This window comes from Curtobacterium sp. 18060 (assembly GCF_902706105.1).
Lineage (GTDB): Bacteria > Actinomycetota > Actinomycetes > Actinomycetales > Microbacteriaceae > Curtobacterium.
Genome location: NZ_CACSJV010000003.1, coordinates 1 through 15261 on the forward strand (window position 1 = coordinate 1; position 15261 = coordinate 15261).

Genomic DNA, 15261 nt, shown 5'->3' on the forward strand with positions numbered 1-15261 from the left:
CCCCCGAAGGAGCCGCCGCCGAAGCTGCCACCGCGACCGCCGAGCAGGCCGCCGAGCACGATGCCGGTGACGAGGCCGCCGAGCTGGGCGCCGTTGCCGCCGCCACCACCGAAGCCGCCGCCACCGCCGCCCCAGCCGCCCATGTCGTCGTTCGCCGAGTCCATCGCCGCGGCGGCGTACTGCTCGGCCGCCCGTGCTGCCTGCAGTGCCTGTCCGGGGTCGGTGGTGGCGAGCTGCACGGCGTCGTCGAGGGCGCGTTCGGCCTCGGACAGGCGGGTGCGAGCGGTCGGTCCGATGCCGCCACGGTGCAGCGAGATGTACTCGCGCGCCTGGCTGATCCGGTTCCGGGCGTCGCGCAGGGCGTCGTCGAGGGCGCGGGACGCCCGGCGCTGCTGCTCTTCGGCACCCCGGGCGGCCGCGATGGCCTGGTCGATCTCGGTGTTCGCCTTCGTGAGGGCGTCGACCGCGGTGATCGGGTCCTTCGGGTCGAACCCCTGCCGCAGCACGGTCTGCGCCCGGGTCACGGCCGCGGCGAGGTCGGGCCCGCCCACGGTGAGGGTCCGGGCCGCGGCGACGTCGCCCTCGATGTCGATGCGCATCGCCTCGGCGCGTGCGGTGGCCTCGGTGAAGGTGCCCTCGGCCGCGACCGCGCTGTTCGTGAGTTGCTGCACCTGGGCCAGGGCGTGCTGGGCGTCGCGCACGGCGACCACCGCTTCGCCCTTGTCGCCGGCCGCGATCGCCGCGGTGGCCGCGTTCGAGCGCTCGGTGGCGTAGGCGAGCACCTGGTGTGCCTGGTCGACGTTGTCGGCGACGGTCGCGAGGGTGCGGCCGGTGTAGTTCGCTCGCACGCGGTCGAGCGCGGCCGCTGCTGCGCCGACCGACGCCGGTGCTTCCGCGACGGCCTGGGCCAGCGCGACAGCTGCTTCGTCGACGCCGTCCTCGAGCGACCGGAGCTTGTCGAACGACTCGGTCTGTTCCTCGATCGAGGCGTGCGCCTGCTGGCAGATCGCGATGATCTGGTTCGCCCAGTCGGCACGCTGCTGGGGGGAGTCCGGGATCTCGTCGTCGAGCTGCTGCCGGAACGTGAAGGCCTTGCGCACGGCCTGCTGCGCGGCGGCGACGGCGTCGGCGAAGGGCTTCGCGGCGTCGGGACCGAACTGGGCCGTGGCGAACCCGACCTCTTGCTCGGCGGTGCGGAGCTCGTCGTCGATCGTCACGAGCGCGCCGCCGGCGGTGCGTTCGAGGTCGGCGAGGGACTCCTGCTGTGCCTGGGTGGCCGCGGCGGTCTTCCGCTTGTTGCGGGTGCGCATGACGAGCACGACGACGATCAGGCCGACGACGATGACGAGCAACAGGATCCAGAGCCAGGTGAGGTTCGGCGGCGCCTGGGTGTCCGTCAGCCCGTTCGCGAACGCCACGGCCGCGCCGGACCAGTCGCCCTGCTTCAGCTCGGGGAGCAGCGAGTCGTTCACGGCGCTCTGCACGTCGGACTCGGAGATGGCGGTCTCGTTCGTCTGCTGCACGTCGTAGTTGCGGTCGTCGACGGCGACCGACAGCAGGATGCCGTCGGTGTCGATCTGGTTCTGCTCCATGACCGCGGAGCCCCACGCGGTGTGGTCCGTCGGATCGGTGAACGTCGGCACGAACACGACGTACAGCTGCGTCTGGGTCTCGGCGTACAGGTCCTGCACCGCCTGTTCGACCTGCGCCTGCTGCGAGGAGCTGAGGGCGTCGGCTTCGTCGAGGACGTACGCCCCACCCAGGTCGACGGGTGCCGTGGCCTGCGCGGTCGCCGCCGGAGCCAGGACGATCAGCATCGCCACGGCCGCTGCCGTGACGCGACCCCAGAGCCGCGCTGTCCCCCGTTCCGTCCTCGACCCGCCCGTGCCCGATCCACGCTGGACCGTTCGCATCCGTCCTCCGTCCGTCACCGGTCGGCGCCGTCGACGCCGTCCCGAACGGCGCTCTGAGAGCGCCGTCGCCCGGAGTCTATCCACGGCGCGCAAGCGACGGACGGACTCTCGGCGAACACTGTGGACAAGCCGATCCATGGGTGTCTTGTCCCCCGGACCGGGGTAGGCTGACGCCACTGTTCGACGACGAACGGAAGGGAACAGCAATGGAGCGAACCACGAGTACCGAGGTCGTCCCGCTCGAGGACGGCTACCACCGCGTCTCGACGCCGGCGACCGGCGTGATCGGCTTCGTGCGCGAGCACGACGGCCGCTACGAAGTGCTGCGCGGACGCGTCCGCCAGGCGACCCGATCCGAGGGTCTCTACAGCACGATGAACGTCGCACTGATCGCACTCACGCACGCGTAGCGACCACGGCCCTGGGCCGGCCGTCCGCGCACCGTAGGCTGCGTGCGTGGGTGAGTCGGGCCTCCAGGCGGTCGTGGTGACGTTGTGCGCGCCGGGTCCGGACCGTGCCGCCGACCGGGAGGCCCTGGTCGCCGCCGTCGCGGCGGCTGCGGCAGTCGAGTCGCCAGCCGTGCGCGCGGGGCGCGTCTGCCCACACTGTGCCGGGACCGACCACGGTCGTCCTTGGGCCACGGTGCACGGCACGGCGTTCGGCGTCAGTCTGTCGCGCACGACCGGCGTGCTCGCGCTCGCGGTCGCGCAGGGCACGGTCGGCGTCGACCTCGAGCGGGTGTCCCGCGTCGGCGCAGCACCGCTCGACGTCTTCACGCCCGGCGAACGCGAGCGCTCGGCCGGTGATGCCGGCTTGCTCGCGGCCTGCTGGGCGGCGAAGGAGGCCGTGCTGAAGCGCGACGGTCGGGGTCTGCGCGTCGATCCGCTGTCGGTCGACGTGGACGTCGCTGCCGGCACCGCGCGGTTCGAGGGGCGAGACCACCCGGTGACGGTCCACCGGCCGGCGCCCGACCTGGTGCTCGTCGTCGCGGCCGGCGGGCTGCCCGTCGTGGTCGAGGGGACGCTCAGCGGGGGAGTGTGAGCACCTCGGCGCCGTCCTCGGTGATCGCGATGGTGTGCTCGGTGTGGGCCGTCCGGGCTCCCGTGGCACTGCGGAGCGTCCAACCGTCGGCATCGGTGACGAGCACGTCGGTGTCCGCCATCACCCACGGCTCGAGCGCGAGCAGGAGGCCGGGCCGGAGCGTGTAGCCGCGGCCCGCGCGGCCCGTGTTCGACACGTGCGGGTCCTGGTGCATGGTCGAGCCGATGCCGTGGCCGCCGAACTCGACGTTGACCGGGTAGCCCGCACCCTCGAGCACGGTCCCGATGGCGTGCGACAGATCGCCGATGCGGGCGCCGGGGCCGGCGGCGGCGATCCCGGCGGCCAGGGCGCGCTCGGTCGCGTCGATGAGGGCCAGGTCCTCGGCGCGCGGGGTGCCGACGACGAAGCTCACAGCGGCGTCCGCGGCGATGCCGTCCAGCGACACCGCGAGGTCGAGGGTGAGCAGGTCGCCGTCGGCCAGCGCCCGGTCGTGCGGCAGCCCGTGCAGCACGGCGTCGTTCACGGCGGTGCAGATGTGGTGGCCGAACGGACCGCGGCCGAACGACGGTGCGTAGTCGACGTAGCAGGAGTCCGCGCCGGCGGCCTCGATCATCTGCTTCGCCCACCGGTCGATCTCGAGCAGGTTGGTGCCCACGCGGGTCCGTTCGCGCAGGGTCTGCAGGATGGTGCCGACGAGGGCTCCGGTGGCACGGGCCTTCTCGACCTCGGCGGGCGTCAGGATCTCGATCACGCGGATGATCATACCGGTATTACTATGTGGGGATGGTCCGTCTCCCGCTCCGCCCCGACGAGGTCGCGCGCGGTCGCCGTCTCGGCGCCCTGCTCCGCCGCGCACGTGGCCCACGGTCGATCGTCGACACCGCCCTCGCCGCCGGGATCTCGCCCGAGACCCTCCGCAAGATCGAGACCGGGCGGATCGCGACCCCGGCGTTCTCGACCATCGCGGCCGTCGCCGGCGTGGTCGGGCTGTCGCTCGACGCGGTCTGGTCCGAGGTCAGCTGCGACCCGGCCGACGGCGAGCTGGCTGGCTAGTCGACGCGCGGCGCGGGCAGCGCCGGTACCGACGCCTCGTCGATCCAGGGCCCGGTCACCGCTCGGACGTCCGCGACGGAACGGCCGGCGGCGTCGGCGAACGCACTGAGCACGTCGGGCACCGTCACCGAACCGTGCCGGTGCCGTTCGGTGATGCTGCGCAGCCCGGCGGTGAACGCGTCGTCGCCGAACGTGCGGCGGACGGCGTGCAGTGCGAGGGCCCCGCGCTTGTAGACCCGGTCGTCGAACATGTCCTTCGCGCCGGGGTCGCCGACGACGAGGTCCTCAGGCTGGTCGAGGAGCCCCTGCCGGTACTGCGCCGCGAGCACGTCGGCGGTGTCGCCGCCGTGGTGCTCGGACCACAACCACTCGGCGTAGCAGGCGAACCCCTCGTGCAGCCAGATGTCCTGCCAGCGGGTGACCGTCACCGAGTTGCCGAACCACTGGTGCGCGAGCTCGTGCGCGATGAGCCGGTCGGTGCCGTGCTCGCCGTCGACGTGGTTCCGGCCGAACACCGCGAGCCCGTGGGCCTCGAGGGGGATCTCGAGCTCGTCGTCGGTGACCACGACGCCGTACGCCGCGAACGGGTACGGGCCGAAGCGGTCCGAGAACAGCGCGAGCATCTCCGGCACCTGCCCGAAGTCGGTCTTCGCGGCGGCCGCCAGGTCGGCGGGGTGGTGCAGGGTCACGGGGACGACGGCGCCGCGGAGCCTCGTCGTGCGGTACCGCCCGATCTGCACCGTCGCCAGGTAGGTCGCCATCGGCTCGGTGGTCGCGTACGTCCACCTGGTGCCGATGCGGTCGCGTTCCTTGCCGAGCAGTGCACCGTTCGCCAGGACGTCGTACGCGGCCTCGGCGGCGATCTCGAACCGGTAGGTCGCCTTGTCGTCCGGTCGGTCGTTGCACGGGAACCACGAGGGCGCCCCCGTCGGCTGGGCCGCGACGATGACGCCGTCGGTGAGTTCCTCCCACCCGACCTGGCCCCAGGCGCTGCGGACGGGGCGCGGGTTGCCGCGGTACCGCAGGTGCACGGTGAACGTGGTGTCGGCAGCGATCGGCGACGCCGGGGTGACGGTGACCTTGTGCACCGCCTTCGACACCTTCTTCGCGCGGGTGCCGTCGACGTCGGCGCGCTCGACGCTCAGGCCGTGCAGGTCGATGACGATCCGGTCGAGGGGTTCGTGGGCTCGGGCGGTGATCGTCGCCGTGCCGTCGAGGCGGTTCGTGGCCACGCGGTAGTCGAGGCGGAGGTCGTAGTGCTCGGCGCTCCAGCGTCGGTCGCCGCTGTGCGGGGTGTACGGGTCGGCAGCGGGGGTGTTCGGCACGGTCCCAGTCAACCCCATGGCGCCGGTCAGTCCGCCACGGTGGCCGGTTCGGCTGTCCACGGAGCGATGGGGTTGCCGGACCAGCGGGACCCGGTGGGCACCTGCTCGCCGCGCATCACGAGCGAGGCCGGACCCACCGTGGCGCCCGTGCCGATGCCGGCGGCGGGCAGGACGACGCTGTGCGGCCCGAGGGTCGCGCCGGCGTCGAGCCGCACGGTGTCGAGCTGCATCACCCGGTCGTGGAACAGGTGGGTCTGCACGACGGTCCCGCGCGCCACCGAGGCGCCGGCCCCGATCGTGACGAGGTCGGCCTCGGGCAGCCAGTAGGTCTCGAGCCAGGTGCCGCGGCCGATCGTCGCGCCGAGGCTCCGCAGCCACGCCGCCAGGGCCGGGGTGCCGGTGGCCTGCTCGGCGAACCAGGGTCGGGCGACCGTCTCGACGAAGGTGTCCTGCACCTCGTTGCGCCACACGAACGACGACCACAGCGGGTGCTCCCGGGCGGTGATCCGGCCGACGAACGCCCACTTCGCGATCGTCGACACCACCGCGGCGACGGCCCCGGCGACGATGAGCACCGGTCCGGCGAGCAGCACCGTCCACCCGACGCCGACCGCCGACCACAGGGCGAGCAGGGTGCCCGCCACCCCGAGGGCGATCGCAGCGGACACCATCGGGGCCACGAGCCGCAGCAGCTCCCAGCAACCGCGGGCGACCTTGAGCCGCACGGGCGGACGGAAGGTGCGCTCCTCGTCGAACTGCGTCGCCGCACGGCGCAGCCGCACCGGGGGTGAGCCGAGCCACGACGACCCGCGCTTGGCCTTCTTCGGCACGGCGGACAGCACCGCCACCAGCGCCTCGCGCGGGACCGAGCGTCCGGCGCCCGTCATCCCGCTGTTGCCGAGGAACGCCCGCCGCCCGACCTTCGACCGGCCGATCCGCACCCGGCCACCACCGAGCTCGTACGTGGCGACCATGGTGTCGTCGGCCAGGAAGGCGCCGGACGCGATCTGCGTCAGCGCGGGGATGAGCAGGACCGTCGAGATCTCCGTGTTCCGGCCGACCTTCGCCCCGAGCAGCCGTAACCACACGGGCGTCACGAGCGAGGCGTACAGCGGGAACAGCAGCGTCCGCGCCGCGTCCAGCACCCGCTCCGTCGACCACGCCTGCCACCCGATCCGCGACCGCACGGGGTGACGCCCCTCGTGCAGCCCGATGCCGAGCAGCCGCACCGACCCCACCACGAGCAGCGCGTACACGGCCCCGGCGACGACGGTCGCGAGCGGCACGGTCGCGAGGGCGCGCAGCACCGCGTCGCCGAGCGTCGACGCGCGCCCGACCAGGGCGACGGCGACCAGCAGCCCGACCGCGACGCCGATCACCGGCAACCCGGCCACGGCCACGGAGCCGGCCCCGTACGCCAGCAGCCAGCGTCGACGCGACGGGGGACGGGCCTCCCGGCCGTGCCTGGCCGACCCGACGCGTTCGGCGGGCGAACCCGCCCAGCGCTGACCGGCGGGCACCCGGCCGGCGACGGCCGAGCCGGCCTCGACCTCGGCACCCGCGCCCACGTACGCACCGGGCAGCAGCGTGGTGCGGCTGTGCACGACGGCGTCGTCGTCGACACGGACCCGGCCGAGCCGGAACACGTCACCGTCCACCCAGTGCCCCGCGAGGTCCACCTCGGGCTCGATCGACGCACGCTTGCCGATCGTGAGCATCCCGGTGACCGGCGGGAGCGTGTGCAGGTCGACGTCCGCGCCGATCCGCGCCCCGAGCGCACGGGCGTAGTAGCTGATCCACGGCGCCCCGGCGGTCGAGGGACCGTCGACCGCCTCGGCGATCCGCTCCGCCAGCCAGACCCGCAGGTGCACCGAGCCACCCCGGGGGTGGTCGCCCGGCCGGACGCCGACGAGCAGCAGCCGGGCCAGCACGACCGTGAGCGCCATCTTGCCGATCGGCGTCACGAACACCAGCAGCGCGACGACGAGCGCCGGCCAGGGGAGCACCGGCAGGAACGGCAGCGTCGTCGCGTGCAGCACCGCCGCGACCAGCGCCGTCCACGTCAGGACCCGCAACCCGCGCAGCACCTGCACCGGCAAGCCCAGCAGCGTCATCGCGAGGCCCGTCGTCGGCGGGACCGGCGTCACGTCGCGCGATGCGGCCGCCACCGGACCGGACTCGTCCAACGCGGCAGCCAGCGCGCCGATGCGCGGGTGGTCGTAGACGTCGGCGACGGTCGTCGTCGGGAACCGCTCGCGGATCGCGGACACCAGCTGCGCCGCCGTCAGCGACCCGCCACCGTGCGCGAAGAAGTCGTCGTCGACGCTCGACACCGGCACCCCGAGGATCGCCGCCCAGCGCTCAGCGATCCACGCCACGGTGTCCGGCAGCATCGCTGCGTCGGTCGCCCCGGGCAACGGCCACGGCAGCGCCGCACGGTCGACCTTGCCCGACGTCCGCGTCGGCAACGAGTCCACCACGGCGACGAGCGGGACGAGCGCAGCGGGCAGCTCCTGCCGCAACCGGGCGTTCGCAGCCGCGACGTCCACCGTGGCACCCGCCACCGGCGCCACGTACCCCACCAGCACCTGGTTGCCCGCCGGCGTCCGCTGCACCACGGCCGCACCACCGGCCACGTCGTCGAGCGCCTGCAGCGCCGCGTCGATCTCCCCGAGCTCGATGCGCCGACCACCGAGCTTCACCTGGTCGTCCGCACGCCCCTGGAACACGAGCCCCTCGGGGTCGTAGCGCACCAGGTCACCACTCCGGTACGCCCGCTCCCACCCGAGCTCCGGGAACGGCGCGTACTTCTCCGCGTCCTTCGCCGGGTCCAGGTACCGCCCCAACCCGACACCACCGATCACGAGCTCACCGACCCCGCCCGGCTCCACCCGCTGCCCGGCACCGTCCACGACCGCCAGGTCCCACCCGTCCAGCGGCAGCCCGATCCGGATCGGCTGGCTCCCGTCGAGCAGCGACCCGCACGCCACCACCGTCGCCTCCGTCGGACCGTACGTGTTCCACACCTCACGGTCCCGGCTCGCGATGCGCGCCGCCAGCTCCGGCGGGCACGCCTCACCACCGAAGATGACCAGCCGCACCTGCTCCAACGCATCGTCCGGCCACAGCGCCGCGAGCGTCGGCACCGTCGACACCACCGTGATCGTGTGCGCGATCAACCACGGCCCCAGGTCCACCCCCGTCCGCACCAACGACCGCGGCGCCGGCACCAACGCGGCACCGTGCCCCCACGCCAGCCACATCTCCTCGCACGACGCATCGAACGCCACACTCAGCCCCGCCAGCACCCGGTCACCGGGACCGATCGGCGCCGCCTGCAGGAACATCCGCGCCTCGGCGTCCACGAACGCCGCAGCACTGCGGTGGGTGACCGCCACGCCCTTCGGCACCCCGGTCGACCCCGAGGTGAAGATGATCCACGCGTCGTCGTCCTCGTGGGGGAGTGCGGCGCTCGCCGTGGGGTCCGTCACGGGCAGCTCGCCGCCGTCGCGGTCGCGCAGGACGCCGCTGGCCCCGATGACGCCGACGACGCCGGCCTCGCCGAACACGAGGGTCGCGCGTTCCTCGGGGTCGTCGGCGTCGACGGGCACGTAGGCGGCTCCGGCGGCGAGGACCGCGAGGATCGACAGGTACAGGTCACGCCCGCCGGAGGGGATCCGCACCCCGACCCGGTCACCCCGTCGGACTCCGCGGCGGGCGAGGTCGTCGGCCTGCGCGCGCACCAGGTCGAGCAGGGCAGCGTAGTCGACGGTGCCGGCGGGGTCCTCGAGCGCGGTCGCGGTCGGGTGGGTGGCCGCGGTCGCCGCGAGGACGTCGAACAGGGTCCGTGGTGCGGGGGCGTGCCCGCCGCGGGCGAGTTCGAGCTGCGCGTTCCCGGTGCCGGTGGTCATCGGTTCCCTCTTCCCGGTCGCGTGCAGGACGACCGGCCCGTGATCCTAGGGGACCGAGGTGTCGCGCTCGGAAACACGGGGTAGCGCGGTGCGCACGGTGCGCAGCGCGCGGGCGCTTCGTGAGCAGAAACTGTCGAGTCGCTTCCCCCGACCAGACCATTCCTGCTCATCATCCGCGCGAACGTCAACATCCGCCACGACATGCGCAACCCATCCCGGAGAGTCTCAACGGGGGAAGGTCGCCGCAGGCGATGTCGCGCGCAGCTGACTGAGCGCAGCGAAGACAACTGCTTGCGCGGGAATGTCACAGTGCCCCCAGGAGGATTCGAACCTCCGCCCCTGCCTCCGGAGGGCAGTGCTCTATCCCCTGAGCTATGGGGGCCAAGGGGTGGAATAACCGTAGCAGGTCCGGCGCGGGCTCCTGGACAGCGCGTGTCGTGCACGAGACGCGACTGCAGGGCGGACGGGAGGCACGGTGCGGTTCCGCCACGGGCCTCCCGTCCGCACCGTGCGCGCGTCTCGGGCCCTTGCGAGGTTGCGCCCTCCGTGCGGCGCTGCAAGCGCGCACCAAGCGTGCAACCTCGCACCAGGCGGCGGACCCGGCACTGTGCGTGGTGGCCGTCGGACGGGAGGCACGGTGCGGGCCCGCCACGGGCCTCCCGTCCGCACCGTGCGTGCGTCGCGGGCCCGTGCAAGGTTGCGCGCTCCGTGCGGCGCTGCAAGCGCGCACCAAGCGTGCAACCTCGCACCGGGCGGGGGGCTCCGCACCGTGCTGGCGCGGTCGCCTCAGCCCGCGGGCGTCGCCGTCGGACGGGAGGCGCGGTGCGGGGCCGCCACGGACCTCCCGTCCGCACCGTGCGCGCGTCGCGGGCCCGTGGGGCGTTGCGCGCTCCGTGCGGCGCTGCAAGCGCGCACCAGGCGTGCAACCTCGCACCGGGCGGCGGACCCGGCACCGTTCGTGGTCGCCGTCGGATGGGAGGCGCGGTACGGGCCCGCCACGGGCCTCCCGTCCGCACCGTGCGTGCGTCGCGGGCCCGTGCAAGGTTGCGCGCTCCGTGCGGCGCTGCAAGCGTGCACCAGGCGTGCAACCTCGCACCAGGCGGCGGACCCGGCACTGTGCGTGGTGGCCGTCGGACGGGAGGCACGGTGCGGGCCCGCCACGGGCCCCCCGTCCGCACCGTGCGTGCGTCGCGGGCCCGTGCAAGGTTGCGCGCTCCGTGCGGCGCTACAAGCGCGCACCAAGCGTGCAACCTCGCACCGGGCGGCGGACCCGGCACCGTGCCGGCGCGGGCGCGTCAGCCCGCGGGCGTCTCCGACGCCGACGGCTGCAGCGCGGCGCGCACTGCGTCGACGACGGGCTGTGCGCCGCCGGGCTCCGTGAACAGCGTCGACTGCGTGGTGATCCAGTACGGGTCGGCGAAGGCGTCTGCGCGGCCGATGTCGTCGTTCAGGGCGAAGTAGCCCTCGACGCGGTAGGTGGGGACCGAGCCGCCCCGGTCGTACAGCGCGTCCTTCAGGTTCGTGAGCGACTTCTCAGGCAGGTCCGCGACGGCCAGGGTGATCGTCTCGGTGTCGTCGTCGGTGGCGACGAACTGGCAGACGCGGCCCCGCTGCTTCGCGATCGTGGCGGCGGGGGAGCCCTTGGCCGGCGTGAAGGAGTCGTCGAGCGCGAAGGTCGTCCCGTACACGGACAGGGCCTCGGTCGGCAAGAGCTCGGCGCAGGTCTGCGACACCGTCTTGCCGACCGGGGTCGGGCTGGGCGTCGGGTCGCTGTCCCCGCCGCCCGAGCAGGCCGACAACGCGAGTGCTGCTGCGGCGGTGACGACGGCGACGGAGCACGCCCGGGCACGGCTTCGGGTGGTCATCCCGACATGATGGCCCATCGTCCGGCGTGCACCTGGGTGTCCCGGTAGACTCGTCCGCCGTGACTCCTGCCGAACTCTCCGCCGCGTACCTGTCGATCCTGACCGGGATCGTCGAGCGACGAGGCGCGTCCGAGACCGTGACGATCGGGGACTCCCACGTGGTGCTCGAGCGTCCGAAGAACCGTGCGCACGGCGACTGGGCCTCGAACGCCGCCATGCAGCTCGCGAAGCGCATCGGCACGAACCCGCGCGAGCTCGCGACGGAGATCGCCGGCGAGCTGACCGAGCTCGACGGCGTGGCCTCGGTCGACGTCGCCGGCCCGGGGTTCATCAACATCACTCTCGAGGCCGCAGCGGCCGGTGAGATCGCCCGCACGATCGTCGAGGGCGGCGACGCCTTCGGGCACGGCGACCTGTACGACGGCGTCCGGATCAACCTGGAGTTCGTGTCGGCGAACCCGACCGGCCCGATCCACATGGGCGGCGTGCGCTGGGCGGCGGTCGGCGACAGCCTGGCTCGCGTGTTCCAGGCGCAGGGCGGCCTCGTCACCCGCGAGTACTACTTCAACGACCACGGCGCGCAGATCGACCGCTTCGCCCGCTCGCTCGTCGCGTCGGCGCTCGGTGAGCCCACGCCGGAGGACGGCTACGGCGGTGCGTACATCGCCGAGATCGCGGCCCGCGTCATCGCGACGCTCGACTCCTCGGTCGACGTGAAGGACCTGCCGCGCGACGAGGCGCAGGAACTCTTCCGGCGCGAGGGCGTCGACTTCATGTTCGCGGACATCAAGTCGTCGCTGCACGACTTCGGCGTGGACTTCGACGTCTACTTCCACGAGAACGCCCTGCACGAGTCGAAGGCCGTCGAGCGCGCCATCGCCCGGCTGCGTTCGGCGGGCGTGATGTACGAGGCCGAGGGTGCCGAGTGGCTCCGCACGACCGACTTCGGCGACGACCGCGACCGCGTGGTCATCAAGTCCGACGGCGAGCCCGCGTACATCGCCGGCGACCTGGCGTACTACCTCGACAAGCGCGAGCGCGGCTTCGAGCGCAACCTGATCATGCTCGGTGCGGACCACCACGGCTACGTCGGCCGGATGATGGCGATGTGCGCCGCGTTCGGGGACGAGCCGGGCACGAACCTCGAGATCCTGATCGGGCAGATGGTCAACCTGCTCAAGGACGGCGAGCCGATGCGCATGTCGAAGCGCAACGGCACCATCGTCACGATGGAGGACCTCGTCGACGCCGTGGGCGTCGACGCCGGCCGCTACTCGCTCGTCCGGTTCGCCAGCGACACCGCGATCGACATCGACCTCGACCTGCTCACGAAGCGGACGAACGACAACCCGGTCTTCTACGTGCAGTACGCCCACGCGCGCACCCAGTCGGTGGCCCGCAACGCCGAGGCCGCGGGGGTCGACCGGTCCGCGTTCGACGCCTCGCTGTTGACGCACGACTCCGAGGGCGCGCTGCTCGGTGCCCTCGCCGAGTACCCGCGCGTGGTGCGCCACGCCGCGGAGCTCCGCGAGCCGCACCGCATCGCCCGGTACATCGAGCAGCTCGCGGGCCTGTACCACCGCTGGTACGACGCCTGCCGCGTGACCCCGCTCGGCGACGAGCCGGTCACCGACCTGCACCGCACGCGCCTGTGGCTGAACGACGCCACCGGCCAGGTCGTCCGCAACGGCCTCGGCCTGCTCGGCGTGAGCGCTCCGTCCCGCATGTAGCGGAGCGGCGTCACGAGCAGACGGCCGAGCCGTTGTCGTGACGCGCCCCCTGACGGTCATCGCGCCCCGGTGTGCGGGGGCGCGATGACCGTGGCGGGGCGCGATCGAGCGGGCCCGCCCCCCGCACCCCGCGCCTCCAGGCAGGCTGACGGGACCACCTGGCAGGGTGGGACGCATGTCCGCCGCCACCGAACGCCCCCGCAAGCGCCGCCGCTGGCCCGTCGTCCTGCTCGTGGTCGTCGTCGTGCTCGCCGCCCTCGTCGTGATCGCCGAGTTCGTGCTCCGCGGGGTCGTCGACCGCATCATCGCCCAGCAGGTCGAGCAGTCGCTGCCCGACGGCACCACGGGCCAGGTCGAGGCGCACGCCGACGGCATCGTCATCCCGCAGCTGATCGGCGGCACCCTCGACCAGGTCGAGATCACGTCCGAGAAGCTCACCGTCGACGGCATCCCGCTCGCCGCCGACGTCACCGCGAAGGACGTCCCCGTGGACGGCAAGGGCGACGTGCACGACGTCGACGGCACCGTCACGCTGGCGTCGTCGAGCGTGAAGGACCTGTCGAAGTACAGCCCGCTGTTCGACCGGTTGTCCCTGGTGGACGGCGGCGTCGAGCTGTCCGGTTCCACGGCGGTGCTCGGCTACGACATCACCTACGCGGCGAAGGGCGACGTGGTCGCGCAGGACGACGGCCGCGGCATCACGATCACCCCGAAGAGCGTGCGGATCACGAACTCCGACCTCGGTCTCAAGGTGGACTCGATCCCCGGCGTCACGAACGTGCCGGTGCAGGTGTGCACGGCGCAGTTCCTGCCCGAGGCGCTCCGCGTGCGCTCGCTCGACGTCTCGAAGGCCGACGCGACGGTCCGCGTCACCGCGGACGCGCTGCCGCTCAACGAGCAGGGCCTGCAGACTGTCGGCAGCTGCGGCTGATCCCGTGGCTGCGTCACACGGACGGGAGGCCCGCCCCGCGTCGGTAGGATCGGGTCCCGTGAGCGAGAACCCCCTTGCACCGCCGCGACTGCGGTTCCCGACGGACGCCTCCGAGCTGGTGGACCGGATCTGGCCCGCGTCCGCGACGCGGACCGACGACGGCGACCTGGCGGTCGGCGGTGTCACCGCGACGGACCTCGTCCGGCAGTACGGCACTCCGCTGTACGTCGTCGACGAGCGTGACGTGCAGTCCCGTGCGGTCCGGGTGCGGAACGCGTTCACCGAGGCGTTCGAGGGCATCGGCACCCGGGCGCACGTCTACTACGCCGGCAAGGCGTTCCTGACGACCCAGGTCGTGGCGTGGATGGCCGAGGCCGACCTGCGCGTGGACGTCTGCACCGGCGGGGAGCTCGCGGTCGCCCTGGCCGCCGGCATCGACCCGGCGATGCTCGGCTTCCACGGCAACGACAAGTCCGACGCCGAGATCGCCCGCGCGGTCGAGGTCGGCGTGGGCACGATCGTGCTCGACAGCCACGAGGAGGTCCAGCGCGTCGCCCGTGCCGCTGCCGACGCCGGGGTCGTGCAGCGCGTCCGGATCCGCATCAACAGCGGTGTGCACGCATCGACCCACGAGTACCTCGCGACCGCGCGCGAGGACCAGAAGTTCGGCATCCCGCTCACCGAGGCCGTCGCCGCGGCCGAGGCGGTGCGCGCCGAGTCGTCGCTCGTGTTCGTCGGGCTGCACTCGCACATCGGGTCGCAGATCTTCGACGAGTCCGGGTTCCGCGAGGCCGCTCGACGCCTGATGGACGTGCACGCCACCCTCGTCGAGTCGGGTCCGGTGCCCGAGCTGAACCTCGGCGGCGGCTGGGGCATCGACTACACCGAGGCCGACTCCGCCTTCGCTCCCGAGGACGTCGCCGACGCCCTCGCCGCGATCATCGCCGAGGCCTGCGGCGAGCGGGACATCCCGGTGCCCGAGGTCGCGGTCGAGCCCGGTCGCTACATCGTCGGCCCGGCGGGCGTCACGCTCTACCGCGTCGGCACGATCAAGCCCGTCACCCTCGAGACCGGCGACGCGGACACCGGCCACGCCACCCGCACCTACGTGTCCGTCGACGGCGGCATGAGCGACAACGCCCGTCCTGCCCTGTACGGCGCCGACTACACCGCTCGCCTCGCCCGGACGTCCGAGGCGCCGGCCGTCCTCACCCGCGTCGTCGGGAAGCACTGCGAGAGCGGGGACATCGTGGTCAACGACGAGTACCTGCCGGGTGACGTCCAGCGGGGGGACCTGCTCGCCGTCGCAGCCACCGGGGCGTACTGCTGGGCGCTGTCGAGCAACTACAACCACGTGGGCCGCCCGCCGGTCGTCGCCGTGGCGGACGGCACAACCCGTATCCTCGTGCGGGGCGAGTCGATCGACGACCTCCTCGCCCGCGACACCGGGGTCCGCCCCGTGCCCCACGCCGGCACCGGTCGCTGACCCGAC

General features: G+C 73.2%; 11 protein-coding genes and 1 tRNA gene. 6 read left to right on the forward strand and 6 right to left on the reverse strand.

The annotated features are described in order from the left end of the window. Window positions 1–1817: YgcG family protein (locus GVL05_RS02540; protein WP_235035822.1), on the reverse strand; the 1817-nt coding region annotated here is incomplete at its 3' end. A gap of 302 nt (window positions 1818–2119) precedes the next feature. Between GVL05_RS02540 and GVL05_RS02545 the strand changes: the two genes are divergently transcribed. Continuing rightward, entirely contained in the window at window positions 2120–2323 is a 204-nt protein-coding gene (locus tag GVL05_RS02545; RefSeq protein ID WP_071255966.1) for a hypothetical protein, read from the forward strand. A 46-nt stretch (window positions 2324–2369) separates the two neighbouring features. Then, window positions 2370–2954: a 4'-phosphopantetheinyl transferase superfamily protein gene (locus tag GVL05_RS02550; RefSeq protein WP_159571090.1), complete on the forward strand. Its 585-nt coding sequence runs from the start codon at window positions 2370–2372 to the stop codon at window positions 2952–2954. Here the strand turns inward: GVL05_RS02550 and map are convergent. Continuing rightward, window positions 2938–3705, reverse strand: coding sequence for a type I methionyl aminopeptidase (gene map / locus GVL05_RS02555; protein WP_132100266.1), 768 nt, complete (start codon window positions 3703–3705; stop codon window positions 2938–2940). The genes GVL05_RS02550 and map overlap by 17 nt on opposite strands. A 32-nt stretch (window positions 3706–3737) precedes the next feature. On the opposite strand from map, the gene GVL05_RS02560 reads away from it, so the two are divergent. Continuing rightward, the gene (locus GVL05_RS02560; protein WP_132100267.1) at window positions 3738–4007 is read left to right on the forward strand and encodes a helix-turn-helix domain-containing protein; all 270 of its coding nucleotides are present in this window, start codon (window positions 3738–3740) and stop codon (window positions 4005–4007) included. Here GVL05_RS02560 and GVL05_RS02565 read toward each other — a convergent pair. The 4 genes from GVL05_RS02565 to GVL05_RS02580 form a co-directional block, all read right to left on the reverse strand. Further along, window positions 4004–5332, reverse strand: coding sequence for a M1 family metallopeptidase (locus GVL05_RS02565; RefSeq protein ID WP_235035812.1), 1329 nt, complete (start codon window positions 5330–5332; stop codon window positions 4004–4006). The two genes, GVL05_RS02560 and GVL05_RS02565, sit on opposite strands and share 4 nt — an antisense overlap. 26 nt (window positions 5333–5358) lie before the next feature. Beyond that, window positions 5359–9243 (reverse strand): Pls/PosA family non-ribosomal peptide synthetase, encoded by a 3885-nt coding sequence (locus GVL05_RS02570; protein ID WP_159571093.1) that lies wholly within the window; start codon window positions 9241–9243, stop codon window positions 5359–5361. A gap of 310 nt (window positions 9244–9553) precedes the next feature. Next, a tRNA-Arg gene (locus GVL05_RS02575) sits at window positions 9554–9625 on the reverse strand. A gap of 913 nt (window positions 9626–10538) precedes the next feature. Next, window positions 10539–11108 (reverse strand): hypothetical protein, encoded by a 570-nt coding sequence (locus tag GVL05_RS02580; protein WP_159571096.1) that lies wholly within the window; start codon window positions 11106–11108, stop codon window positions 10539–10541. Window positions 11109–11167: 59 nt separating this feature from the next. Here GVL05_RS02580 and argS point away from each other — a divergent pair, with 59 nt between their 5' ends. The 3 genes from argS (at window position 11168) to lysA (ending at window position 15255) form a co-directional block, all read left to right on the forward strand. Beyond that, a complete protein-coding gene (gene argS / locus GVL05_RS02585; RefSeq protein WP_159571099.1) occupies window positions 11168–12838 on the forward strand; it encodes an arginine--tRNA ligase in 1671 nt (556 codons plus the stop codon). 175 nt (window positions 12839–13013) lie between these two features. Continuing rightward, window positions 13014–13769 (forward strand): DUF2993 domain-containing protein, encoded by a 756-nt coding sequence (locus GVL05_RS02590; RefSeq protein ID WP_123294269.1) that lies wholly within the window; start codon window positions 13014–13016, stop codon window positions 13767–13769. Between the two features lie 58 nt (window positions 13770–13827). Continuing rightward, window positions 13828–15255: a diaminopimelate decarboxylase gene (lysA, locus tag GVL05_RS02595; RefSeq protein WP_159571102.1), complete on the forward strand. Its 1428-nt coding sequence runs from the start codon at window positions 13828–13830 to the stop codon at window positions 15253–15255. Window positions 15256–15261 lie beyond the last annotated feature (6 nt).

Coding starts and splice junctions, on each gene's coding strand:
- GVL05_RS02545 (WP_071255966.1), top strand. CDS start 2,120: ATGGAGCGAACCACGAGTACCGAGGTCGTCCCGCTCGAGGACGGCTAC.
- GVL05_RS02560 (WP_132100267.1), top strand. CDS start 3,738: ATGGTCCGTCTCCCGCTCCGCCCCGACGAGGTCGCGCGCGGTCGCCGT.
- GVL05_RS02570 (WP_159571093.1), bottom strand. CDS start 9,243: ATGACCACCGGCACCGGGAACGCGCAGCTCGAACTCGCCCGCGGCGGG.
- GVL05_RS02580 (WP_159571096.1), bottom strand. CDS start 11,108: ATGACCACCCGAAGCCGTGCCCGGGCGTGCTCCGTCGCCGTCGTCACC.
- GVL05_RS02590 (WP_123294269.1), top strand. CDS start 13,014: ATGTCCGCCGCCACCGAACGCCCCCGCAAGCGCCGCCGCTGGCCCGTC.